The sequence below is a fragment of the Lentzea sp. NPDC051208 genome, assembly GCF_040682435.1.
Classification (GTDB): Bacteria; Actinomycetota; Actinomycetes; order Mycobacteriales; family Pseudonocardiaceae; genus Lentzea; species Lentzea kristufekii.
On sequence record NZ_JBFBAW010000013.1, the window covers coordinates 267,154 to 289,497 of the forward strand.

At 65.4% G+C, this 22,344-nt stretch carries 20 protein-coding genes and 1 pseudogene; 12 read left to right on the forward strand and 9 right to left on the reverse strand.

The window, feature by feature from the left end; translation table 11 throughout:
* Positions 1-206 precede the first annotated feature (206 nt).
* Positions 207-1,763, forward strand: a complete 1,557-nt coding sequence (locus tag AB0M48_RS30115; RefSeq protein WP_363848476.1) for a 4-hydroxyphenylacetate 3-hydroxylase N-terminal domain-containing protein — start codon at positions 207-209, stop codon at positions 1,761-1,763.
* Between the two features lie 19 nt (positions 1,764-1,782).
* Here the strand turns inward: AB0M48_RS30115 and AB0M48_RS30120 are convergent, their stop codons facing one another.
* Together AB0M48_RS30120 and AB0M48_RS30125 are read right to left on the reverse strand one after the other, a co-directional pair.
* Complete coding sequence (locus AB0M48_RS30120; protein WP_363848480.1) at positions 1,783-2,361, reverse strand: isoprenylcysteine carboxylmethyltransferase family protein; 579 nt, start codon at positions 2,359-2,361, stop codon at positions 1,783-1,785.
* Between the two features lie 13 nt (positions 2,362-2,374).
* Positions 2,375-2,797: a hypothetical protein gene (locus AB0M48_RS30125; RefSeq protein WP_363848483.1), complete on the reverse strand. Its 423-nt coding sequence runs from the start codon at positions 2,795-2,797 to the stop codon at positions 2,375-2,377.
* Positions 2,798-3,595: 798 nt separating this feature from the next.
* Here AB0M48_RS30125 and AB0M48_RS30130 point away from each other — a divergent pair.
* The 3 genes from AB0M48_RS30130 to AB0M48_RS30140 all read left to right on the forward strand — a co-directional run bounded on the left by AB0M48_RS30130 (position 3,596) and on the right by AB0M48_RS30140 (position 6,038).
* The gene (locus AB0M48_RS30130; RefSeq protein WP_363848485.1) at positions 3,596-4,120 is read left to right on the forward strand and encodes a hypothetical protein; all 525 of its coding nucleotides are present in this window, start codon (positions 3,596-3,598) and stop codon (positions 4,118-4,120) included.
* 351 nt (positions 4,121-4,471) lie between these two features.
* Positions 4,472-5,299, forward strand: a complete 828-nt coding sequence (locus tag AB0M48_RS30135; RefSeq protein ID WP_363848488.1) for an RICIN domain-containing protein — start codon at positions 4,472-4,474, stop codon at positions 5,297-5,299.
* A gap of 382 nt (positions 5,300-5,681) precedes the next feature.
* Positions 5,682-6,038 carry a hypothetical protein gene (locus AB0M48_RS30140; RefSeq protein WP_363848491.1) on the forward strand — a complete coding sequence of 119 codons (357 nt, stop codon included), beginning with the start codon at positions 5,682-5,684 and terminating at the stop codon, positions 6,036-6,038.
* Positions 6,039-6,191: 153 nt separating this feature from the next.
* Here AB0M48_RS30140 and AB0M48_RS30145 read toward each other — a convergent pair whose 3' ends face one another.
* Together AB0M48_RS30145 and AB0M48_RS30150 are read right to left on the reverse strand one after the other, a co-directional pair.
* Entirely contained in the window at positions 6,192-6,776 is a 585-nt protein-coding gene (locus AB0M48_RS30145; protein ID WP_363848492.1) for a hypothetical protein, read from the reverse strand.
* Positions 6,777-7,749: 973 nt separating this feature from the next.
* Positions 7,750-8,091, reverse strand: coding sequence for a hypothetical protein (locus tag AB0M48_RS30150; RefSeq protein WP_363848494.1), 342 nt, complete (start codon positions 8,089-8,091; stop codon positions 7,750-7,752).
* A 294-nt stretch (positions 8,092-8,385) separates the two neighbouring features.
* Between AB0M48_RS30150 and AB0M48_RS30155 the strand changes: the two genes are divergently transcribed.
* Positions 8,386-9,234, forward strand: coding sequence for a hypothetical protein (locus AB0M48_RS30155; RefSeq protein ID WP_363848496.1), 849 nt, complete (start codon positions 8,386-8,388; stop codon positions 9,232-9,234).
* An 87-nt stretch (positions 9,235-9,321) separates the two neighbouring features.
* On the opposite strand, the gene AB0M48_RS30160 is transcribed toward AB0M48_RS30155, so the two are convergent.
* The 5 genes and pseudogenes from AB0M48_RS30160 to AB0M48_RS30180 form a co-directional block, all read right to left on the reverse strand.
* Complete coding sequence (locus AB0M48_RS30160; protein ID WP_363848553.1) at positions 9,322-11,535, reverse strand: LuxR C-terminal-related transcriptional regulator; 2,214 nt, start codon at positions 11,533-11,535, stop codon at positions 9,322-9,324.
* 114 nt (positions 11,536-11,649) lie between these two features.
* A pseudogene (locus tag AB0M48_RS30165) lies at positions 11,650-12,138 on the reverse strand (ATP-binding protein); the annotation flags it as partial.
* Positions 12,139-12,318: 180 nt separating this feature from the next.
* A complete protein-coding gene (locus AB0M48_RS30170; RefSeq protein WP_363848498.1) occupies positions 12,319-12,765 on the reverse strand; it encodes a nuclear transport factor 2 family protein in 447 nt (148 codons plus the stop codon).
* A gap of 11 nt (positions 12,766-12,776) precedes the next feature.
* The gene (locus AB0M48_RS30175) at positions 12,777-13,220 is read right to left on the reverse strand and encodes a DUF4267 domain-containing protein (RefSeq protein ID WP_363848500.1); all 444 of its coding nucleotides are present in this window, start codon (positions 13,218-13,220) and stop codon (positions 12,777-12,779) included.
* A 294-nt stretch (positions 13,221-13,514) separates the two neighbouring features.
* A complete protein-coding gene (locus AB0M48_RS30180) occupies positions 13,515-14,462 on the reverse strand; it encodes a hypothetical protein (RefSeq protein ID WP_363848501.1) in 948 nt (315 codons plus the stop codon).
* A 659-nt stretch (positions 14,463-15,121) separates the two neighbouring features.
* On the opposite strand from AB0M48_RS30180, the gene AB0M48_RS30185 reads away from it, so the two are divergent.
* The 7 genes from AB0M48_RS30185 (at position 15,122) to AB0M48_RS30215 (ending at position 22,270) form a co-directional block, all read left to right on the forward strand.
* Positions 15,122-16,129: an SIS domain-containing protein gene (locus tag AB0M48_RS30185; protein WP_363848502.1), complete on the forward strand. Its 1,008-nt coding sequence runs from the start codon at positions 15,122-15,124 to the stop codon at positions 16,127-16,129.
* A gap of 196 nt (positions 16,130-16,325) precedes the next feature.
* The gene (locus AB0M48_RS30190) at positions 16,326-17,567 is read left to right on the forward strand and encodes a cytochrome P450 (protein WP_363848504.1); all 1,242 of its coding nucleotides are present in this window, start codon (positions 16,326-16,328) and stop codon (positions 17,565-17,567) included.
* Between the two features lie 118 nt (positions 17,568-17,685).
* On the forward strand, positions 17,686-19,059 hold the full coding sequence (locus AB0M48_RS30195; RefSeq protein WP_363848506.1) for an FAD-dependent oxidoreductase: 1,374 nt from the start codon (positions 17,686-17,688) through the stop codon (positions 19,057-19,059).
* Positions 19,060-19,080: 21 nt separating this feature from the next.
* Positions 19,081-20,301: an MFS transporter gene (locus tag AB0M48_RS30200; RefSeq protein WP_363848507.1), complete on the forward strand. Its 1,221-nt coding sequence runs from the start codon at positions 19,081-19,083 to the stop codon at positions 20,299-20,301.
* A gap of 389 nt (positions 20,302-20,690) precedes the next feature.
* A complete protein-coding gene (locus AB0M48_RS30205; protein WP_363848509.1) occupies positions 20,691-21,665 on the forward strand; it encodes a polyprenyl synthetase family protein in 975 nt (324 codons plus the stop codon).
* 240 nt (positions 21,666-21,905) lie between these two features.
* Positions 21,906-22,151: a 1-deoxy-D-xylulose-5-phosphate synthase N-terminal domain-containing protein gene (locus tag AB0M48_RS30210; protein ID WP_363848555.1), complete on the forward strand. Its 246-nt coding sequence runs from the start codon at positions 21,906-21,908 to the stop codon at positions 22,149-22,151.
* Entirely contained in the window at positions 22,088-22,270 is a 183-nt protein-coding gene (locus tag AB0M48_RS30215) for a 1-deoxy-D-xylulose-5-phosphate synthase N-terminal domain-containing protein (protein WP_363848556.1), read from the forward strand. The genes AB0M48_RS30210 and AB0M48_RS30215 overlap by 64 nt, the downstream gene beginning before the upstream one ends.
* Positions 22,271-22,344: the final 74 nt, after the last annotated feature.

Here is a 22,344-nt window from a genome sequence, read left to right on the forward strand (position 1 = left end):
CTGGGCAAGCTGTTCGGAGAGAGGACGATCCCGCAGCCCCCGGATGGAGCTCGATGGACGAGGCGAGCATGGCCGCGTGGTGGAAGGACGTCACCACCCGAAGCCACGTGCACCACAACAGGAACGGGGCCGCGGACCGCTGATCGACCTGTCGGCGTTTCGTGCGATCGACGGTCTTGAGCCCTCTCACACCAATGGGACGTGACATGAATGCAAACTTGCGCACGGGCGAGCACTACCTGGAGTCGCTGCGCGACGGCCGCGAGGTCTATCTCGACGGCAGACGCGTCGACGACGTCACCAGCGAGCCCGGATTGTGCGGCGTGGCTGAGACGTTCGCTCGCATGTACGACTTGGCCCGCACGGACGAGTGGCAGGACACGCTGACGTTCGTCGCGGAGGACGGCCAGCGGTACGGCGGCGCCTGGATGGAACCGCGAGACCGCGAGCAACTGGCCTGGCGGCGCGCCTATCTTCAGGCCGTCGCACGCCACACCGGCGGCCTGTTCGGTCGTCCGGTCGACTACGTGCCACTGTTCCACCTCGGCATGCTCGACATCCGGCACGATTTCAGCCGTGGTGACGCAGCGTTCGAGCAGAACATCGTCGACTACTGGAAGTACGCCCGTGAGCGCGATCTTGCGCTTGCACACGCGTTCATCGATCCGCCACTCGACCCTGCGTCCGAGCTGCCAGAGACCTCGTTGCTGAAGGTCGTGGCACAGACGGAGGAAGGCGTGGTGGTACGTGGTGTCAAGAGTGTCGCCACGTTCGCGGTGCACGCCGACGAGTGCCTCGTCGGAGCGTTCCCGCGGCCTGGTCTCTCGCCGGAGCACGTCGTCTACTTCTCCACCCCCATGGCCGCGAAAGGTCTGCGCATCGTTGCCCGCGAGGCTTACGGCAAAGGCAACGCGTTCGATCGTCCGGTGAGCCAGTACGGCGACGAGAACGATGCGATCCTGATCTTCGATGACGTCTTCGTGCCGTGGAACAGGGTTTTCAGTTACGGCGACCCCAAGTTCGCGCTGACCGTGTTCCCCCGCATCACGGAGTGGGCTCACTGGAGCATCATCTGCCGCCTCGCGGTGAAAGCCGAGGTGCTGCTCGGACTGTGTGCGCTCATCCCCGAGATGGTCGGCAGGGCTCGGACACCTCAGGCACGGGAGGCGCTCGGTGAGACGATCAGGTATCTCACGACGCTACGGGCGTTCATCCACGCGTCTGAGGACCAGGGAAAGCTCAGCACGAGCGGGTACTGGATGCCCGACTCGACTCTCGTCACCACCGGGCGGGCCTACTCCGTCGAGCACTACCGGCGCATCATCAGCTACGTGCAGGACCTCGGCAGCCAAGGCCTGATCAACATGCCGACCGAGGCGACCTTCGATCACCCGGCTGTCGGCGAGACGTTGGATAGAACGTTCAGCAGCCCGTCCTCCGCCGCACGGGATCGCGCACGGGTGCTGCACCTCGGGTGGGACATGGTCTGCGACAGCTATGGCGGACGCCAGACGCTTTTCGAGTTGTTCAACGCCATGCCGTGGACCGCGCAACGAGACCTCCTGGTGACCCAGTTCGACGCCGAGCCGTACAAGCTGCTCGCCAAGGCAACGGCCGGCATGGCGTCGCTGGACCTGGCCGCGCGAGTCGTCGGCACCGGTCAGGGCGACACACTGGACTACGAGTCGATGGGCACCGTCTACGCCAACCGCTCACTGCAGCCGAACGGAGACGGTGCTCAGGCGCGGGCCACAGCCAAGTAGCCGACGAGCCGCACGGGCATCAGAAGATGCCCGGAACGAGGCGAGGGAGCCGCGCCAGCCGCGTGGCTGCCTCGCCTCCGTCTTGTGCGAGAGCCCGTTCTTCGAGGGCGATCTTCGCCGCCATGAAGGCGACGTTGAGGAGGCCGTACACGAGAGCAGTGACCCAGGCCCCGTGCCACAGCGGCAATGCCGGCATCTCGATGATGACACCGAGATAGTTCGGGTGCCGCAAGTAGCGGTAAATTCCGTGCTCTACAAGAGGTTCATCAGGAATGGTGGCCACCTGGATCGCCCACCTGTCGCCGAGAGCCCGCATGGACAGGGCTCGCAACGTCATGCCGGCCGCCAGTGCCGCGGAACACGCGGCCGCGAGCCACGGGTGAAACGGCCGGTCGAACGCCATGACCTCGACGATCATCGCGACGAACCAGCTGAGGTGCAGCACCAGCATCGCCGTCCCGACGCGGCCGGGAACGCGGACACGGCCTCCTCGTTCCAGCATCCCGGCGAGATGCCGTCGGCTGATCCGCGGTTCCAGCGCACGTTCGGCGAACACGGCCGCGACGAGCACGAGGAACGCTCCTTGTGACATGGTCATGTGAGCATCCACCTCAGTCGTCCTGCGCCGGCGGTGCCAGGAACTCGACGATCAATCCGTCGGGATAGCGGACGAATCGGTGCACGAGTTCGCCGATCTGCACAGCCTGACCGATCTCCTCGGCAGAGTCGCTGATGGCCGCTGCCACCGCGGTGTCCAGGTCCGGGACCCGGACACCGATGTGGACGGCGCCTGGCTTCGTGACCGCGCTGGGCTCGGCACCGGCAGCGTGTTCGAACGCCAGGAGCTCTACGCCGTCCATCGCCTGGCGTGTTGCACGTTGAACTTCGGTGCCGACGAGCCGCCCGACCACGTCGACAGGCGGTGACAGCAACTGCGCGGCGAGATCGCGGACCAGGGCACCGAGTTCATCGCCGCGTTCGGTCCAGTCGTTCCACAGGCCGGCGACGGTGAGGCCGACGTGATCAATTTCCATGGTGAGCTCCGTTCGTGGCCTGTTGACCAGCGTAAAAACCGGTCAGTCCACCCCTCCAGCCCAACGGACGCGTGAAACAGAGCCGAACTCGTGGTCTGTCCGGCCGCCCCAAAGGGCGGCGTCCTCTGCCGCGCCGGACCTTGAGGTCGACACCCTGACGGTGGGCATGACTGAACTACCGACCCGAGAAGCGGGCGCATCCCCTCCCGTTGTTGATCAGTAGTGTCGAGGAATTGCATTTCCACAGCGCTTGAGTTCTGGAATGAGCGCAAGCCCTCGTTCAAACGAACTAGGAGTTGCCCCAGGGTGCTTGTGATGAGGGCCACCTATGTTAAGAGACAAGAGATTGCTCAGCAGCGAACAGCGCTCCCAACTTCGACTGAGTGAGCCGTCAGATCGGCACAGCAACGACGTTCGGTCAGATTCGCGGACCGTCCGACTGGAGGAAACCGTGACCATCATTCCCACAATCTGCGCACCGCAGAGCAGCGAACGGCGACGTGTGGGCATCGCCGCCGCTGCGTTGCTTGCGCTAGCCGCAACGCTGGCTCTTCCCCTCCGAAGGCATCGGCAGGCGTATTCCGGTGGTCACCGGGATCTACACCCTGACCAACAACGGCTTCAACTTCCCTGGGCAGTGCTCACCGTTCCCAACGAGTCCATGTCGGACGTACAACTCAACGTCAGCGCGAACTCCGGCGGAACCCACCAGAACTTCGAGTTCCGAGACGCAGGCGACGGAGTTTCTACATAGTCCCACGACACACCTACAACAATGGACACGCGAAGTGTCCCGACGTGTGGGTGGGAGTTCACCACCAGTACGAATGCACGACGGGTCATCACCAGAAGTCCAAGCCGTTTCAGGTCTACCTGGGTAGCACTCAATATGCACTCAAAGCAGCGCTCAGTGGGCTCTACCTTTCCGTATCCAACAACGGATGGATTGGCCAGTCGACATACCCTACACCCTGGGATCTCACCCGCGTGACGTTCGATTACAACACAAGGACGATCACCAATATCGAGCTGGGCATCGGAAAGCGCGACCACGACACCTGCCCTGACGGCTGGCATTTCAGGGTGCGAAACTTCTTCCACGAAGGTGAGCGCCTCGCAAACCGCAGCTACGAGGTCTTCATGAACCTGGGTGCAGATTTTTACGGCGGCGGCTACCCAGACAACGAGGGTGCGGCCCACCGGGGCAGTATGTTGTACGAACCGTCAGCCAGGGACAGCTTCGCATATTCCTACCTTCACTACGACGCTGACGGCAATATTTACGAAAAGGCCTTCATGACTCTTCGCTGCGATCCGAACTAGCCACACAGCTAACAAAGATCTCCCGGCTCAAACGTCGGACAGGGACAGGACTCCAGGAGTACAAGGTTCTGAGCACGGGCATCAGGCCACCTGGAGGCCTGTGCGCGGCGGCCATGAGTAATGCAGGCCGAGCTACCCACATCGTCGTGAGGCACACCATGACAGGTCTTCGGAGTGGAGCTGCTCGGCTGGCCGCGACGTCTGCGGACGTCCACCGGACCAATACGACAACGCGCTCCACGGACATTCGCCGCATCCTAAAGCGGAAACAGCGAGAACCGGTAAACACTGGACACACCGCAGCGTCGTCGTCACGACTAAACATGGAGAACCACGGCACGAGGAGTTGATATGCATTCATCAGGAAAGGTACGTTCTCTCGGAGCGATCGGACGCCGTGTGGCGTCGTATGGCTTCGTGCTGGCTATGGCTCTTGGCGCGATCGCAGCCACCGCCACAACAGCGACGGCCACCCAATACGCTGCACCGCAAGCGAACGGGGTTTACTCCCTACTGAGCGGCGGCTTCATGACCGTACCCCAAGCCTCGACGTCGAGTGGAGTGCAGCTGCAGAGCTGGAACACCACGACCAACGGTGACCATCAAGACTTCGAGTTCCGTAACGCTGGCTGGTACGGCAACAATCCTTACTTCACGATTCATCCCCGCCACACCTACCACGCGGGCAATACCCTATGCCTGGACGTCTACGGCGCTTTCACCTCCGACTGGACAGGAATCCACCAGTACACCTGCACCGGTGGGTCCAACCAAAAATTCACCCCCGTCCACGATGGAGCTGGGAGGTACGCCCTCAAGGCCCTGCACAGCGGCAAGTACATCGGCGTGCACAACGGCAACATCGGCCAGTCACCCACCCCTGTGTACTGGAACCTAGTTCAGCAGCAATTCCGTTTCCCAACTATGCCAGTCAAGGTCGCACCCTTCAGCAGTGCATTTTCTCCACAGTACACGTGCACCCAAGGGTGGAAATTTATCGTGACCAGCTCGCAGAACGGCTTCGACTACTATAAGTATGACAATATCGGCACTAGCGCGGTCCATCGGGTCAGCGAGGTCGACAACAATGAAGCACATGTCGCAATTGCCGAGTTCTACAACGAAGACGTGATCACGAAGACGGGCCAGGTCATGCTCTACTGCGGTCCGATTTCTTAGTAGTGACCACACCGCATTCAGGCGGCTCTCTGGATTCGTACGTCGCCGCCGTGAGGTAGCCGCAGCCTTCGAAGATGCCCGGCGAACGGGGGCATCTTCGAAGGTCTTCGTCATCCGGCGTCATGGATCTGGGAGCGGCTGTGCGGCAGGCTGTCCAGGCTGTTTCTGAGTCTTTGCTGTCGTAGCCGCTCCGCCGCTGGCGCCGGCGGCGGAGGCACCGGCGCGTGTCCAGGAGGACGGGAATGTTCAGCGCCGGGTTGTGAGAGGTTCCGTTGAGCGTGAACCCAACGATCGTGCGTATGGGTACCGCCGCTGACCACGGCGTCGCGCCTCTTGGGGAACAGTCTTCTTCGCCTCCCGCTTGCGCGTCAGGCACGGGTGCGTGCAGGCAGAGCGTCTGGCATCGTGGTGCGACAGAACACCGTCGCTGATCTTCGAAGTGGAGCAGCTCGGCTCGTCGAGACGGTCGCGAAACGTCCACCGGGCCGACCGCGAGAGTTCCCTATCGGCATTCACAGAGATCCTGCAACCAGAGCAGCCACCAAGCAACACCAACGACCGTGCCGCACTGCCACCCGTCATCGTGCGCAAGCCGGGCGACGAGGACGATCGTGCCCACGCCGACGACCCGAGACATGGCAGCGTCGCGATTCGTGGTGCTGCGTGCTTGATCGTCGTGCTCTCCCGGACCGCTGCAACGCTGATGGACTGCCGCTCGCCGTCGTGTTGGCCGCCTTGATGCGATTCGCCATGGATGGAGGGCTTCACCAGCGCATTGGACATCCTCGTCCGAACAAACTCGGCACCCGGCGGGGATCGTATGTCCTAGCGGGCCTCAGTCGAGACCAGTTGTCGTGGTCGTCAGCTGGGCTCGACGTCACGTCGCAACGTGCTACGAGCGCATGCCTTTCAAGGTCGCCAGTCCGTAGAGCCCGTGACCGCTACCGTCTGATCCGCGGTTACAGCGATCTTCGGCGAAGGCCTGCGTAGCGACGACTGCGACGGCGCCACGGAAACTGTCGATCAAATCGAACCTCTCACTGCTGGAATGTTTTCGGGGTCTCGAGCGCCGGTGTCCTTCTTCCCCGCCGGGGTAAGCCATGACCGGAATTCCTCCGCCCGTCATCAGCCACCCATCACGTGCAGTGGCACGTATCACGCGTTCGACGCCGGTGCGGTCAAGTCCTCCACCGGCCGGTGAAGTGTCGTGGGAAGCCAGGCCTGCTGCCGCGCCGCGCACCTCCGCGCCGCCCGGCCTCGACCGCCTGTGCACGAGCCGAACCGCAACGTGGTAGCCCGCCACGATCAGGACAGCCGCCAGTTGGGCAGCGAGACGGACAGCCGACTCCATTGTGAAGGCTGCCACCACGCCGAGCGGCGCCACACCACCGATGAGCTGGGGCAAGTGCACGACCAGGTTGGCGTTGAGCACGCGAGTGAGCAGAGGAACGAGCTCTTGCCTGAGCGAATCGCTCATCTTCCACCTCCCGACGCAGCCGCTGCTTCTCACATGTCCAGCATCGGCGTCCGAGGAGGCTTCGTCCCCAGGGCAACACCCTTGTACTGGCGGACTAGGGTTCCATGCCGACCATCCTGATCAACCAGGACGATCCTGAGATGATCGCCTCGAGCGACACAAGCGGCCGTGCCGCGGCTGCCCCATGATGAAACGCGGCGATAACACGGAGATTCAGGGGTGGCCAACCACAACCCTGCGGTCCAGCCGAACGACCGCTCCACGTGCCGACCACCGTGCAAGCATCCTCGCTGCGGCCGCGCCAACAGGCCTGCAGCTCGTGCCACCACCTGTCTCGATGGCCGACGCGGCTCCTGGACGAGAGGACGTTCGAAGTCCGCTGCAACACCGGTCAGGCCGATCGAAGCGCTTGCCTCGGTGCCCGGCCCCGGCTCGCTGCCAGGCGTGGTTCTCCCCAACGCCCCGCGGCACAGCGAGATGGGGCAACTCGGCGTCGCGGCCGGGTCAGGCGACGTCGCTTGCAGGCCCTGTACGCCGTGGCGAGCTGCTCGTGAACCTGCTGACCGAACCGCAGCAGGGCGGACCGGTTACCACATCGTCGGAACGATCCCGGCGGCGTGCCGGCTGACGGCGGCCGGTTGGGTGCTCACGTTGGCCACACACCAGCACCGTAGGTCGCGGAATTCTGGCGCGCTCAGGGCCTGCTACGGCCGCCGCACATGCGGGAACCGCATTGCTCGGGCGCAGCGTCTCCGCGCTGCGCACATCGTGTTCCGCGCCTCGGATCTCTCGGACATGGAGCGCCGGCCAAGCACCGCCGACCTCGTGGGCGCTCGCTCGCGAAGGAGCACAGCCGGCCCTCGCCGGACACCGGCGCCGGTCATCGGGCCTGGGTGATCAGCGGCGACGAGGTGCGGGGCTCACCGTCCGACCCGATAGAGCGGGCGGGAGCGACACCCACATCGCACGCAACTCACGCTGCGGCCGAGAACTCCGTGTGCTCGCCCATGAGCGCCATACCGGCTGGGGTCAGCCGTGCGCACGCACGGTCGCAGAGTGCCACGGGCCGCTCCGCTTCGATGAGACCCGCGTTGACGACCACATGGGCCATCGGCTGGTCGCAGAACGGAACGCCGTCGACGAACAGGTCCGGCTCGGTGCCACCGGACAACTCGCACCGGCCCGCCCGAACGGCTCGGAGCATCGCCCTGACCCGGCCCGTGGGCTCGATCGTCGTCTTGGGGACCATGAGCTTCTCCTTGCCGCAGAACAACTCGACCAGCGCAAGTCTGAGCGCCCACCCAGCTCCCGGCACCGGGGAAAATCCCTAATCCCTGCTCCCCCGGAGGTCGGTCACCTCTGGCAGCGCACATCGTCGCTGTTGGACGGCCGCGTACCGCACGAGCGTTCGACCTGCGTTGAGGTGAAGGGGACATGGAGTTCCCAAAAGGGCGGCCGACCCGATGCCCAGAAGGACTGGGGGAAACCCCCGGTGCGGAGAGGGCTGGCGCGGTGAAGACTCGTGACCTGACTTGAGGGCCACGCGGAGTTCCAGGTCCGATCCGGATAGGACCTGCCGGTGGCCGATGGATGGGAAGAGGAGGACGCCGTGCAACTGTGGGGCGACACCGTGGCCGAGATCGCCGTCAACTGCCGGGTGACCGAGGACCTGGCCAGGTTGTGGTGCCGCGTGGTGGCCCATCGGCTCGACATCCTGCACGCCGGTTACATCGGTGACGACGACGCCCTGGCGCGCGAGACACGGCAGCACATCCTGTTCGACACCGAGATTCACCACGTCGTCGGTGATCTGCGGGCGCAGGGATCGCCGGCGGCCTGGGTGGAGGCGGTGAGCGTCACCGGGGATCTGCGGCTCGTGGCCTCCGGCCTCGGCATGCCGCTCCAGGCGCTTTACGACACCCTGGCCGCCAAGGTCGACGACAACGGATGGCTGGCGTGGCTCGAAGCTGAAGGGCGGCGGCTGGGCATCAATGCCGATGCATCGGCACCCGCTGCAGCTCCACATCAATGGACTTCCGACGACGACGCAGCCATGGAGGATTTCGATTTCGACATGGGTGCCGCGCATGAGTTCGATCCGTCTGCCGACGACGACGCGGCGACCGCGGCACAGGGTCTGATGGACATGCTGGGCGACCAGGGCCAGCCACCTGCTCATACCGAGAATGTCGACGAGGTTGCAGAGCTCCTGATGGAGGTCGTCGATCCCGGCCAGGCGATCGACGAATACATCGCGTTGGTGTGGGCGGACGCGAACCTGGAGGTGCACGATCTGGAGATCGTCAACCGGCGCACCGGTGGTGAGCTCATGGCGGAGTGCAGGCTGGCCTATCACGAGGCGATGCAGGCCGGCGACGGAGACGAGGTGGTGGAAGAGCTCAAAACGTTGCTACGACAACTACATGCGAGGTACTGGAAGTACCGTTCGGAGGAGTGAGGAGCGGGTGTGCACAGCAAGCCGCGCACACCCGTCGAAGGCAGTCCGTCCGACGGGGCCCGCATTTGATGACATCGGGTTACCGCGTCATCGTCGGCTCGGGCCTGCGGAGCCGTTGGCCAAGGCCGGCGAGCGGCGGTCGAGATCTTCCTGCTGGATCAGGTCGCGCAACTGACGTCGGTTGGCGATGCCCAACCGGCTGTAGACGTTGCTCAAGTGGTACTCGACGGTTTTCGTGGTGACGAACATCTTGCTCGCGATCTCGGTGTTCGTGAGCCCGCGGGAAACGAGGTAGCTGACTTCACGTTCGCGCTCGGTGAGTCCATCCCGCGCAGTCGGAATCGTGAGCGCCACCGGGATGCCGCAGGTCGCCAGAGCATCGTGGCACCGTTCCTTGAACGGATGGGCGTCCAGTTCAGCGAACTGGCGGTAAGCCTCGCGGAGCCGCTGTTCGGCCTCGCGCGACCTGCCCTGGCGCTGGAGGAGCTCTCCGTGGAACTGTTCCAGCAGAGCCTGATGGAGCGGAATCCCGGCTTTGAACGGGCCTGCCTCGGCTGCACGGCGGCAAATGGCACGGGCGGCGGCGATATCACCGCGCTCGGCGGCGAGCCAGGCTGACAGCCACGTGATGGCGGGCCTCAACGCCGGCGTGTCCGTGGCGAGCCGCTCCAGCTCCCGCAGTTCCGTCTCCGCCTCGGCGAGCTCACCGACACCGATCAGCGCTTCGACGAGCAGCGGGCGCCACAGCAAGGCCCAGTGGCTTCCCCACCCTGCCACCACGTCCGGATCTCGCAATGGCGTCAGGGCGGCGAGCATGGCGGGCCGGTCATGGCGGGCTTGGGCGAGCACTGCCGCTGCGACCGCGGCGAAGCACGCCTCCTGCGGTCCTGCGAACGCGTATTGCGACGTCGTCCCCACGTGCTTGTCGGCGGTCGTCCAGTCTCCACGTCCAGCCGCCACCATCGCACAGGCCAGGTGCGATCGTGCGATGTCCCAGCGGTGCTCGAGGCTTTCCGCCGAGTGAACGGCGCGCTCACCCATGAGCATCGCCTCGGTCCAGGCACCACGCATGTACCGTGCCACCGCCAACACGCTCATCGCCTGAGAGCTCAACGAGGCGAACATCGTGATCTTTCCCCGCTGTGCCAGTTCCAGCCCCTGGCGCAGATCTTCCTCAGCTTCGGGCAGTCGGCACGCGATTGTGTTGAACGCACCGCGGTACACCAGCGTGTCCTTGTCGGCTTCAGTCCCGATCCGTGGCGGGAGGGCGACACCAGGCCCCTCGGCGTGGCTTCGGCCGACGGTGTGGAAATAGGTCGCCAGATCGGAGACCGGTTGCGGCAGGACGCCGGAGCCCAAGGCCAGTTCGGCTGCCTCGACGGTGCCGATGCCCTGCCCCTGCCAGGCACGCAACGCGGCGAGCCAAGTCGCCGCAGTCGGAGGAACCCAAGCCAAGGAGCCGGTTTCGAGGGTTAGAGCGGCTTCACGCAGCCGGATCTCCGCCTCCTGCGCATTGCCGCTGGTGAAGGCTATGAGGCCGAGTGCGGTGCTGCGCAATGAGGTGTCCTGGCACGCCACGGCCGTCTCTCGCAGAGCCAGCAGGCGCGGAAGGTCTCCGACCACGAAGAGGTGAACGGTGGCGGTCAAGGCGCAACGCTCGCGGTCGACGCGATCGGGATGGAGGTCACCCGCCCACAGCAAGTGCGTTGCCGCGAGGCCGAAGGAACCTTCAGCGGCTTCCTGGGCGGCAACGGTCTCCAGCTCCGCGGCGAGCACGCCGTCGGTGGTGTCGGTAGCCGCTACGCGGTGGTGCCACGAGGCTGCTCCGTCCACGAGCAGCGCCGCCTTGGCGTGCAGTGCCCTGCGGCGGGTGGGAGGGATCGCGTTGTAGGCGCCGTCGCGTTGCAGCTGGTGGCGGAACGCGATGGGATTGGACGCCTCCGACGGCCACCACTCGACCAGGCCGGCGGGAAGTGCCGGTTCCAGTGCCGCGGTGGGATCGGGCACCTCCGCCAGGTGGCCGACCCGTGCGAGCGGGACTCTCGTGTTGAGCACCGCAAGGGCTTCGAGCAGTTTCCTGGTGTCGGACGGCAGGCGTGCGAGGCGGTCCTCGATGGTCTGAGCGAGGGTTGCCGACAGCGGAGGCTTCACGTCTCCCGCGGCCAACTCGTCAGGAGCGAGTTCAGTGAGCAGAGTGCGCAGATACAAAGCATGCCCACCGGTGTGCGTGTGCAGCCGCTCGATCGCCCTGGGGCTCAACCCGTTGCTCAGCGCCGCGGCGAGCTCGTCGGCTTCCTCCACGCCGAGTCCTTTCAGGACGATCCGCGTGGTTCGCTCGTTGGACTCCAGCAGACGACGCCGGATGGCGTCCAACCCGTTTCCTGCGGTTCGTGCCGTCACAACGGTCAGCACGCGGTCGGCCCACAACCTCCGCAAGGCGAACCCGAGTGCCTGCACCGAGAGCTGGTCGGCCCACTGCCAGTCATCGATGCTGAGAACCACCAGTCCTCGTGCCTGGAGCTTGCCCAGCAGCCCGACCAACTCGGCTCCCACCGCGAAGGGTGCCGCAGCCGGCGTCGGGCCACTCGACAACAAGGGGAAGCGCTTCAACACGTCGGGGTCCACCCTGGCAACGAGCTGACCGACGAGGCCGAAGCCGTAGTCGACCTCGGCCTCGTCAGCGCGCGCCCCCAGCACCACCGAATGCTCTAGTTCGGCGAGGTAGTGGCCCAGCAGGGCCGTTTTGCCCATGCCCGCCTCCCCTTCGACCGACACAAGCCACGGCGTCCCCGCGGCGACCCGTGCCGCGATTTCACGCAGCTGGTCCAGCTCGCGACGCCGTCCGACGAAAACCTCCCGTTCAGCACGGCTGGGTGGTGATCCTCGTTCTCCCGGCAGAACCATCAGATACCTCCAGGCAGCAGCTCCGCTGTGGATTCTGCTCTTGCTTTCCCGGCGTTGTATTGCTCGTTAGGGCAGCGGCCAGGCACGCGATTCTTGTTCCCCGGCACGCGGTCCGAACCGGCAAGAGATCGTGGGAGCGCTTCCACGACGCCGCGGTTCATCGAGCCCCACTTCATGTGACTAGATCGCACTTGCGTGCCCGGCCAGAAGCCGCCACCCCTGAACTCCGTCGTAGAACCAGGTCCGGGTGTAACGCATCCTGGCCGCGAACGGCACTCCGCGCACGGAACCTTCCAGTACGCCGAGGAACAACGTCACACCCGTACGTCCTTCGACCAGGACAGTCAGGTCTTCTTCCACAAGTCTGGTGATGACCTGCCGCCCGGATCGATGCAGGTCCAAGTCGTCGTGCTTGCCGTAACACCGGCCGTCCGGTCCCGACGTGAAGATCAGACGATCGTCGAGCAATTCATCCAGCACCGCCACGTCTCCGGACAGCTGCGCCGACTGGAGTCGCCGCTCGGCAACGATCAGTTCAGCGGTTGAATCTGTGGTGCCGGCGGCCGTTTCCTCGCTCGTTTGACGACGGTCGCCGTCCACTTTGGATTCTGACTGCTCATGCTCCATGCCACACCACGTCACGCCGTTCGACTCACGCGTGACACCCGGTACAGCGCGATGGAGAACGCCGACAGCACGACGATTCCGGTCACGTGCGGCATCAGTGATGACCCTCCACTCCCGCCGGCGCCGAGAACGTTCACCAGGTCGGCCAGCGCGACGAAGATGCTGCAGAACATGATCAGCCTGAGCGCCGCGATCTGCTGTCGCCATGCGAGGGCGATGATGATCGGGCCCAGGAGCACTTCCCTGGCGGCGAGCGCGTAGTGCAACTCGTAGGACCCGGTGTCGACCAGCACGCCGTACGACTGCTCGGCCGCCTCGGGCGCGAACACGAACAACGCGCCCAGCACGATGAGTACGACTCCTTGAAGCGTGAGCAGCCAGCGAAGGACGGGACCAATGTGTCCGGACGCGGCGCGTCCGCCTGCTGCGCGGGCGGAAACGTTGGTCGAAGTCATTTGACACTCCTGTGTGAAATGGCCAGCAGATGCGAGCCGTAGTGGTCACCCTAGAAAAGCTACTTCCGGAAGGGAAGTACGCACCTTTCAGATACATACTTCCCAATTTGATACTCGCTGCATCCAGCCGGTAGACGTTCAGGACCCACAGACATCGACGCGGTCGATACCTCGCGGGGCCGGTCCGGCACGGAGCCACTTCTCCTGTGCCTGTCGCAGATCGTCTCGCAACCGGAGACGGCGCTCCAGGGACGACCGGGCGACCATCAGGGCTGATCGAGGTGCCATCAGTGCTTACAGGAAGATGCGTGAGGCCGACGGTGCAGCACCGGCCTCACCAGACGTCGATCCGACGTGGACCGCAGATACCGTGCTGGTCACGCCGTGATAGGTCAAGCAGGCGAAGCCCGGCATCCGGTCCAAGAGGTGGCTCAGCGTCGAGGTGATCTCCGTCTGGGACAACTCCGCGCCCAAGCACAGGTGCATGCCGTGGCTGAGGGGAGACGTGCTTGCGCGAGCGGACTCCCCCGGAACTCGTACTCGCCGGCGGCTGAGCGGAACGTGGTCTCGTCGAGGTTCGCGGACTCCAGTCCCACCAGAACTCGCAGACCAGGTCCCACCATCGCAGCACCGACCGCAGTCTGTACCTCGCACTGCGCATGACCCATCGGATGGCCGTGCAGCGGCGCAGGCGCTCTTCACGCTCCACACCTCCCGATCGGTCAGCAGTTCGCCGGCTGGCCTGCCCGTCACCAGCCGGGTCAGCAGATCATCCGGTGTGCTCACGGCTGCCCGGCGTCGCCTCGCCTGCTCGACGAAGTAGCTCTCGAGCTCGGTCCAAACGTCCGACTGGAGGAAGTTGCCTGGAATGATCTCGGTGATGGCGAGCGACAGCTCGGCCGCATCGCCTTGGGGCACACCGATGAGCCGCGAGATCACGGTCGCCGTGAGCGGCATCGCGATGTCGCCGACGATGTCCGCAGGTCCGCGGTCCGGCAGGCGGTCCATCAGCTCCGTGGCGCGTTCGCCGATCCACGGAGCCGCGTCCGACATGGACGCACGGCGAAATCCTGGACGCAGCAGGTCCCTCGAAGCAGTGTCCTCCGGTGGATCGCTCTGCATGATCAAGGCCAGCGGTGAGTCGCTGTCGTCGCCGTCGAGGATGAAGTTGCCGTGGCTGCTAAGAGCCTCCTGATCGAGCAGGACCTGCCGCACGTCGCCGTACCGCGACACGAATGCCACACCGGGGATACCCGTTGGTGTTATTGGGCAGCCCTCAGCGCGGTGCCAGTCCAAGCCCGCCCTCGCCTCGGCCACAGCCTCGTCCTCGCCCACGCCGAAGCAAGCAGCCGAACCATTCTCAGCGGCGCCGTGCGAGGCGCGAGCACCTCGATGTGCGAGAAAGGCAACCGTGCCGATGCTCTGCTCTGCGGCAGGCGAGTCCCATCGTCCGTCCTCCGCTGCGGCTCCGCCCGCCCCACCGGTGCATGCGAGGGCACACCCTTTCCGTACCTCATCAGGCAACGCGATGGGCAGACCATCGAGTTGGGACCGTCGACATGCGACTTCAGGAACCCGGACTTGCCGCGCCAGCGGCACCGCCTGCCTCCGGCACTTCAGAGGAACGACTGGCTGCTAGATCAGCGAGCTCGCGTTAGCATCGTTCGACCGGGCGGACAACAGGGCAGACATCCGGCCACAGCAGTCCAGCCGCCACCGTCCGATACAAAACTAGGGAACTTGCCCAGGCAGGGAGTCGCCACCTCCTGGAACCGTGATGCACACCTCAGAACGGGTGGCATGACGAGATGGAGGACGCGGACGTGGAATCGCGCATCGAACGTTTCCTGGCCAACATCGACACAATCCCTGCACAACTGTGCAGATCTGACAGCTTCCGAGTGGTCCAGCTGACCGACGCGGTGCGCAGCGGGAGGTTCCAGCGGCTTCTCCTCGTGGGAATGGGCTGCTCAGCGATCTGCGGCGATGTGCTCAAGTCGTTCCTGGCGAGCGAGCAGGTACCTCTCGACGTGCAGGTGGTCAACGACTACCACCTCGAGTACTACCTGACGGACGCGTTGCTGGCCGATCCCGGCACTCTCGTGGTCATCACCTCCTACAGCGGGAGCTCCGAGGAACCTCTGATCGCATACCGGCACGCCCGCAGCCTCACCAGCAACATCGTCGTCTGGACGGCCGGTGGACCGCTGGGGCGGATGGCTGTCCAGGATGGATTGTCCTACGTGCAGTGGAACCTCGGTGATCACGATCGCGAGTACCCGCTTTTCCACGTCGCGGAGTTCTTCTCCTCCAGCCTCAACATCCTGCGGGCGCTCGGAGTGGTCAGTGAGCCTTACGCGGATCGCCTGCCCGACGTCAGCCGGTTCCTTCTCGCCAACCGTGAGAGCAACCACGCCAAGGAGCTCGCCGTGCGGTTGCGCGACAGCCGGATCCTCTTCCTGGGAGAGCCCGCGATCACCGGGTCCATCGTGCGCATCGCGCGGATGTACCTCAACGAGATCGCGATGATGCCATCGTCGGTCAACCTCCTGCACGAGTTCACCCACAGCGAGATCGCGAGTTTCGCGGAACTGCAGGACAGGCACCACATCCTGCTCCTCACGCATCCGGAAGCCCACCCCTTCGAAAGGAGCAGGGTGGAGCGGACCGTCGAGCTGCTCCGCGAATGCCCGTCCCGCGAGGCCGTCAAGTGCACGGTGATCGAGATGAAGGGCGCCACCTTCCTCGAACGTGCCTTCTGGGCGATGTTCTTCCTCAACGACGTGTTCGGCGACCTGGCCGCGCACTACGACCGCCGTTCGTTCCAGCTCATCTCAAGAAGTTCAGGAAATCCCTGGTACAACCAGGACACCATTGCCGCTGAAGTGGCACTGCGGCCAACCGGCTGACGACATGTCCGCCGCGCCGAACCGACTCCACGCAGGTGGCCTCAGCCCCATGTCCCAATCGGCACATGTCGGTCGAACATCTTGGTTCAGTCGCACAGTTGCGCAGGAAACCCGCCCACGCGGGGGCGGGGTGGACTTGCGCTCTCCGGATCGGCTGCACCAGAAAACGTGATCAAACGTCGTGAGGGGCACACCTGTGGAACCGCGCTTCGAAGATCTGCAAGGGGATGGAGGGACGGTGGACGTTGATTTCTTCGCGCCGTCGTTCACTGCGAACCCCTATGCCGAGCTTGCCCGGCTGCGGCAGCATTCCCCGATCGCGTGGAGTGCCAGGCTCAACGCCTGGGTGGTGACAGGGCACCACGAAGTGCAGCGCATGCTCAAGGATCACCGGCTCTCGTCGGCGCGCACTGAGATCTACACGCGAGGAGTCCCCGAGTGCGCACGTGGTGACGCCGAGGCGTACACCGGGTTTCTCGACCGATGGCTGCTTTTCCGCGATGGGGCGTCTCACCGCGGTCTGCGCGCCCCGGCCGTGCGTGCCGTGAAACCGCAACGCCTGCACTGGGTTCGTTCAACTGCGATCGAGACCGTCCAGGAGCTGGCATCGAATCTGGTGGGACGGACGGAGTTCGATCTCATGGCCGACTTCGCCGAGCGATTCGTCCTGCGCACCATCGCACGCATCATCGGGATACCGAGCGAGGACATCCCCGCGTTCGCCGCGTGGTCGCAGGGTGGCTTCCTGCTCGACGGCACCGGCGAGGTGTCCGCCGAAGCAGTTCGAACTGCGCAGCGCAACGTCGCTTCGATCCGCTCGTATCTGCAGGAACTGGTCGAGAAACGACGCGCTCTTCCGCAAGACGACCTCCTCAGCACCATCGCAGCGGAGTTCACCGCAAGTGGCGTCTCGCAGGAAGAGACCATCGCGAACTGCATCAACATCGTGGTGGGCAGCCACGAAACGACGAAGTACCTGATCGGGAACGCCGCGCTCGCCCTGCTGGAGCATCCCGGCCAGCTCGCCGTGCTGCACGAGCAGCCGGAACTCCTCCCCGGTGCCGTCGACGAGTTGATCCGGTTCGACGGCTCGTTCTTCAGCGTCATACGCCGATGCGGTGAACCCGCCGAGTTCAGCGGGGTACGAATGGAGCCCGGCCAGTACGTCTTCTGCATGCTCAACGCCGCCAACCGGGATCCTGAGCGGTTCGAACTGGCTGACCAGCTCGTGGTGACGCGCAGGGACGCCGGACATCTCGGTTTCGGCCAGGGACCGCACTTCTGCATCGGAGCCGGTATCGGCCGCATCCTCACGGAAGTGGCCCTGCAGGTGCTCGTCCCGCTGCTGACCCGGTTCCGCGTCGCCGGCGAACCGCTCGACTGGTTGCCCTCGCTGTCGCTGCGCGGTCTGCGGTCGCTCCAACTCACTTCTCGTTGATGGGTGCGCGATGTCTGTTCACTCCCTGGTTCATCCTCATCCGGCCACCGCAGCGGGATCGTGCGTCGAGGCACCGTCGAACAAGTCGCACCACGAGTGTTCGTGCACCGGTATCCGGTTGCGTCCCGATGAACGCGCGAACGGACAGGAGCGCACGGCCGTGGTCCTCGGCGCGGGCCTGGCCGGGCTCTGCGCCGCCCACGAGCTGCGTCGCCGAGGTGTTCGAGTGGTGGCTGTGATCGAGGCGCAGAACCGCATCGGCGGGCGGGTTCAGACCGTGCGCGACAGGTTGCGCGGCGACCAGTACGCCGAGGTGGGTGCGACGCGGATCTTGGACTCCCACGTCCACGTGCTCGACTACGTGCGCGAGTTCGGCTTGCGGCTGCGGGAGTTCCAGCCCGCGACCAAGACGCTGTTCCGGATCAGGGGACGTACCTTCACGCGCTCGGCGGGCGAGCCGTGGCCGACCGACCTGTTCGATCTCGCAGAGGACGAACGCTCGGCTGACGTGGAGTCGCTCATGCAGCGGCACGGTCCGGCCTCGGCTGTGGGCAACCCGTTCTGTCCTCGGTGGCCGACGCCGCGAGAGCTGGACATCGATTCCAGGCCGTTCCTGGAGCACCTCCGAGAACGCCAGGTGTCCGACGACGCCTTGCTCCTGCTGCGCACCGTCAGCGGCTCAGCGCTCGACAGTGCCGGAACACTCTTCTGGCTACGCGCACTGATGGTGGACGACACACATGACCATCTGTATGCGGTGCACGGCGGCAACGACCAGCTGACGGACGCGCTGGCTCGTGGGCTCGGCGACGTGCTGCGACTGAACTCGCCTGTGCTCGCGGTGGATCAGTCCACCAAGTCCGCTGTGGTGACCTATCGGTCATCTGGCCGTGCCCACACCGTCACGGCCGATTTCGTCGTGTGTGCGCTTCCGCCTCACCCCATGCGCCGCATCACATGGGGACGAAGCCTCAGCACTGAGAAGGCGGAAGCGCTGAGGACGGTGAAGATGATGCCCGCCGCGCGCTGTTACCTGCAGACCTCCACACGTTTCTGGACCGAGCACGGACTCGACGGATTGACGCTGTGCTGCACCGACACGCCGTTGGAGCGGGTCTGGGACATGACACACGTCCAGGACGGCAACGAGGGTCTCCTGCTGGCGTACATGGAGCAGGACAACGCTCTTGCCTTCTCCCATGTTCCGCACGCGCAGAGGTTGAGCTACGTGCGCGAACAGCTGAGCACCGTGCTGCCGGACGTCGAGCGGCACCTCGTAGGGGGATTTCACAAGTCCTGGCACGAGGATCCGTGGGCAGGCGGTGGGTGGACGCACGTCGAGGCCGGGCAGATGGCCACCGTGCTGCCGGCGGTGCGCCACCGCGAAGGCCGCGTGCTCTTCTGCGGTGAGCACACCTCCCCGTGGGGCGGCTGGATGCAGGGCGCACTCGAGTCCGCCCACCGCGTGGTTCGAGAGCTGCTCAGTTCCTGAGCCAGTACTACGGGAGGCGACATGGTTCACCGCTCGGATGGTGCGTCGGCGGTGGTCCCCCGCCCGGCAAGCGCGGACGGGGCAGGCACTGCGCTTCGACTGGTCTCGCTGCTGCTGGTCGCCGCATGCCTGCGTCCGACGCTCACCTCGGTGGGACCGGTGCTCACCTCGATCGGAGAGGACGAGAATCTGAGCCGTACGGCGTTGGGCATGCTGGGCACCGTGCCTCTGGTGGCCTTCGCGATCGTGGCGCCCGCTGTGAACCGGCAAGTCCGGCGTGTCGGGGTGGAGCGCGCCGTCGTCCTGGCGTCGCTGGGGCTCGCCGGCGGGACACTGTTGCGCTCGTTACCTGGCGTTGTGATGTTGTGGGCCGGCACCGCGGCAGCCGCCGTGTGCGTCGCGGTGGGCAACGTGTTGTTGCCATCGCTGGTGAAGCGGGACTACGCGGACCGAACCGCCGAGGTCACAGGCGCGTGCTCGACGGTGATGGCGCTGGTCGCGGCGGTCGCTTCGGCAACCGCGGTGCCCCTCGCCGCTCAGTTGCCAGGCTGGAGGTGGTCGCTCGTGGTGTGGGCGTTACCGGCTCTCGTTGTAGCAGTCGTGTGGTGGCCGCGTGTGCAGCGGACAGACCCATTCGGCGAGGTGATCACCGAAAACCCGCGTACCGCACCGCTCTGGAGGTCCGCGGTCGCCTGGCAGGTCACGGCTTTCTTCGGCCTGCAGTCCACGAGCTTCTACCTGCTGATCACCTGGTTGCCGTCGATCGAGAGTGCCCGCGGTTCCGCGCCGGCCACGGCCGGATGGCACCTGTTCCTCTACCAGGTCGCGGGCATCGTCGCGTGCCTGGCGGTCACGCCGCTGCTCGGCAGGCGAACCGACCAGCGGATCTCAGGCGTGGTGGTGAGCTTCCTGATGGCATTCGCCATGTGTGGAATGCTCCTCGCACCGGGTGCCGCTGTGCTGTGGGTGCTGATCGCGGGAACCAGCTCTGGGGCTGCCTTCGTGCTCGCGCTGACCGTGATCGGTCTGCGCTGCCGGACGACCGGCCAGACGACGCGACTCTCCGGTATGGCCCAGACGATCGGATACGGCTTCGCCGCCGCCGGGCCGGTCGCGGCGGGCTGGCTCAACGAGCGCTTGGGCACCTGGACGCCGGTGCTGATGGGTGTTGTGGCGATCGCTGTCGTCCAACTGACCGTGTCGTGGTGGACAGGCCGCCCGCGACAGGTGCAGACCGGATGAACGCGATGCCGTGGTGCAGCCAAGCACCACGGCATCGGCAGGTGGGCCAGTGGCAGTCCATCCGGGACATTGCTTGTCGAAGGCGTCTCTCGCCTCTGTCTCAGCTCTGGGTGTGACGACGGCACACTCGACCACCCTTCGTGTCCTAGGGACTCTCCCTGAGGTGCCGCCTACATATCAGAGCTAGCGTGTGACGACGAGCACATGCACTCGACCCCAGTTCGTGGGTGCACTCTCAGGCCTGCGGTCGGTGTCCTACAGGTGATGCCGCGGTCTCCGCTGTGGCACTCCTCTCGGTCATCGCAGAGATGGAGGTATCCGACGTGTCACCACCTGATCTGGCGGAGAGAGCCCGTTCGGCACAAAGGATTCTGTCGTGGAGCCGGGCGATGGTGGAGCCACAGCTGCGTGTGTCCGTCGCAGAGTTGCCCGCCGAGATCCGGCTCGTCGCGGGGTACCACCTCGGGTGGTGGGATGAAGCCGGGACTGCGCTGACTGCCGCTGGCGGTAAGGCCATCAGACCAGCACTCACCCTGCTCGCCGCCGAAGCTGTCGGTGGCGCAGCCGGTGCGGCGGTTCCCGCCGCCGTCGCCGTCGAGCTCATCCACAACTTCTCGCTGTTGCACGACGACGTGCTTGACGGTGATGACACCCGCAGACACCGTCCGACCGCCTGGAGGGTGTTCGGTGTCGGGCCTGCGGTGCTGGCCGGGGACGCGTTGCTGATTGCTGCCGGGCGAGCGCTCACTGCCAGCACCCATCCAGCGGCGAGTGAGGCCATGCAGATGCTCAGCGACGCGACGCTGGACCTCCTCGGCGGTGAGCGGGCGGACATCGCGTTCGAGGGCCGTGACGCGGTCGGTGTCGCTGAGTGCCTTGCGATGGTGGAGGGGAAGACAGCCGCTCTGCTGGCCTCGTCATGTGCTGTCGGCGGGCTTCTCGGTGGTGGGGATGCGGCGCGCGTGGCGTGTCTGCGTGACTTCGGCCGTGCACTGGGCGTGGCCTACCAGCACGTCGACGACCTGCTGGGAATCTGGGGCGAGCCCTCGATCACCGGCAAACCCGTTCACGCCGACCTGCGCAGTCGGAAGAAGACGCTCCCGGTCGTGGCCGCGCTTGCCTCCGGCACACCGGAGGGCGAGGAATTCGCGGCGCTCTACGGTCAGCGCCGCGTGCTTTCCGACGCCGAGCTGGCGCATGCCGCCCACCTCGTCGAAGCCAGTGGTGCACGCGCGTGGAGCCAGGCGCAGGCGACTCTGCTCTTCCATCAAGCGCTCGAGCATCTGCACGCCGTCGCGCCCGCCACACGAGCAGGGGCGGAACTGGTCGCTCTCGCCAGACTCGCCGCACACCGCGATCGCTGAGGCCTCCGACCCGCCGATCGTGGCATCGACGCATTCCGCACCGCAGGCGGTGTGCGGCTGTCATGTCAAGTTCCACGTTCTCCCGGCTCCTCTCCTCACAGGTGGTGCGAAAGCTGCCCGTGGAGGAGTTACCCGCCCAGGCAAAGGAGATCAGGCATCTTCTGGTCGAGAAGGTGTGCGCCAACGGCTCACCTCAGGCCGAGCCTCGGAGCAGTGGGGCTCACCATCGCACTGCACAGGGTGTTCGAGTCGCCACGTGATCCTCTGCTGTTCGACACGGGCACCAGGCTTACGTGCACAAGATTCTCACCGGGCGCGGCGCGGGATTTCGACTCACTGCGCCAAGAGGGTGGACTGTCCGGCTATCCGTCACGCGACGAGTCCCCTCATGATCTCGTGGAGAACTCGCAGCGTCCACGGCGCTGTCCTATGCAGACGGCCTCGCGAAGGCGTTCGCACTGCGCGGTGAAACTGATCGCCACGTGATCGCGGTCGTCGGTGACGGCGCGCTGACCGGCGGCATGAGCTGGGAGGCGTTGAACAACATCGCCGGTGCGCCTGAGCGACCGGTCGTGATCGTGCTCAACGACAACGGCCGCTCGTAGGCCCCCACTGCCGGTGGCATCGCCCGGCATCTGTCCCGGCTGCGCGCCGCCGGCGACGACCTCGCTCGCCTCGG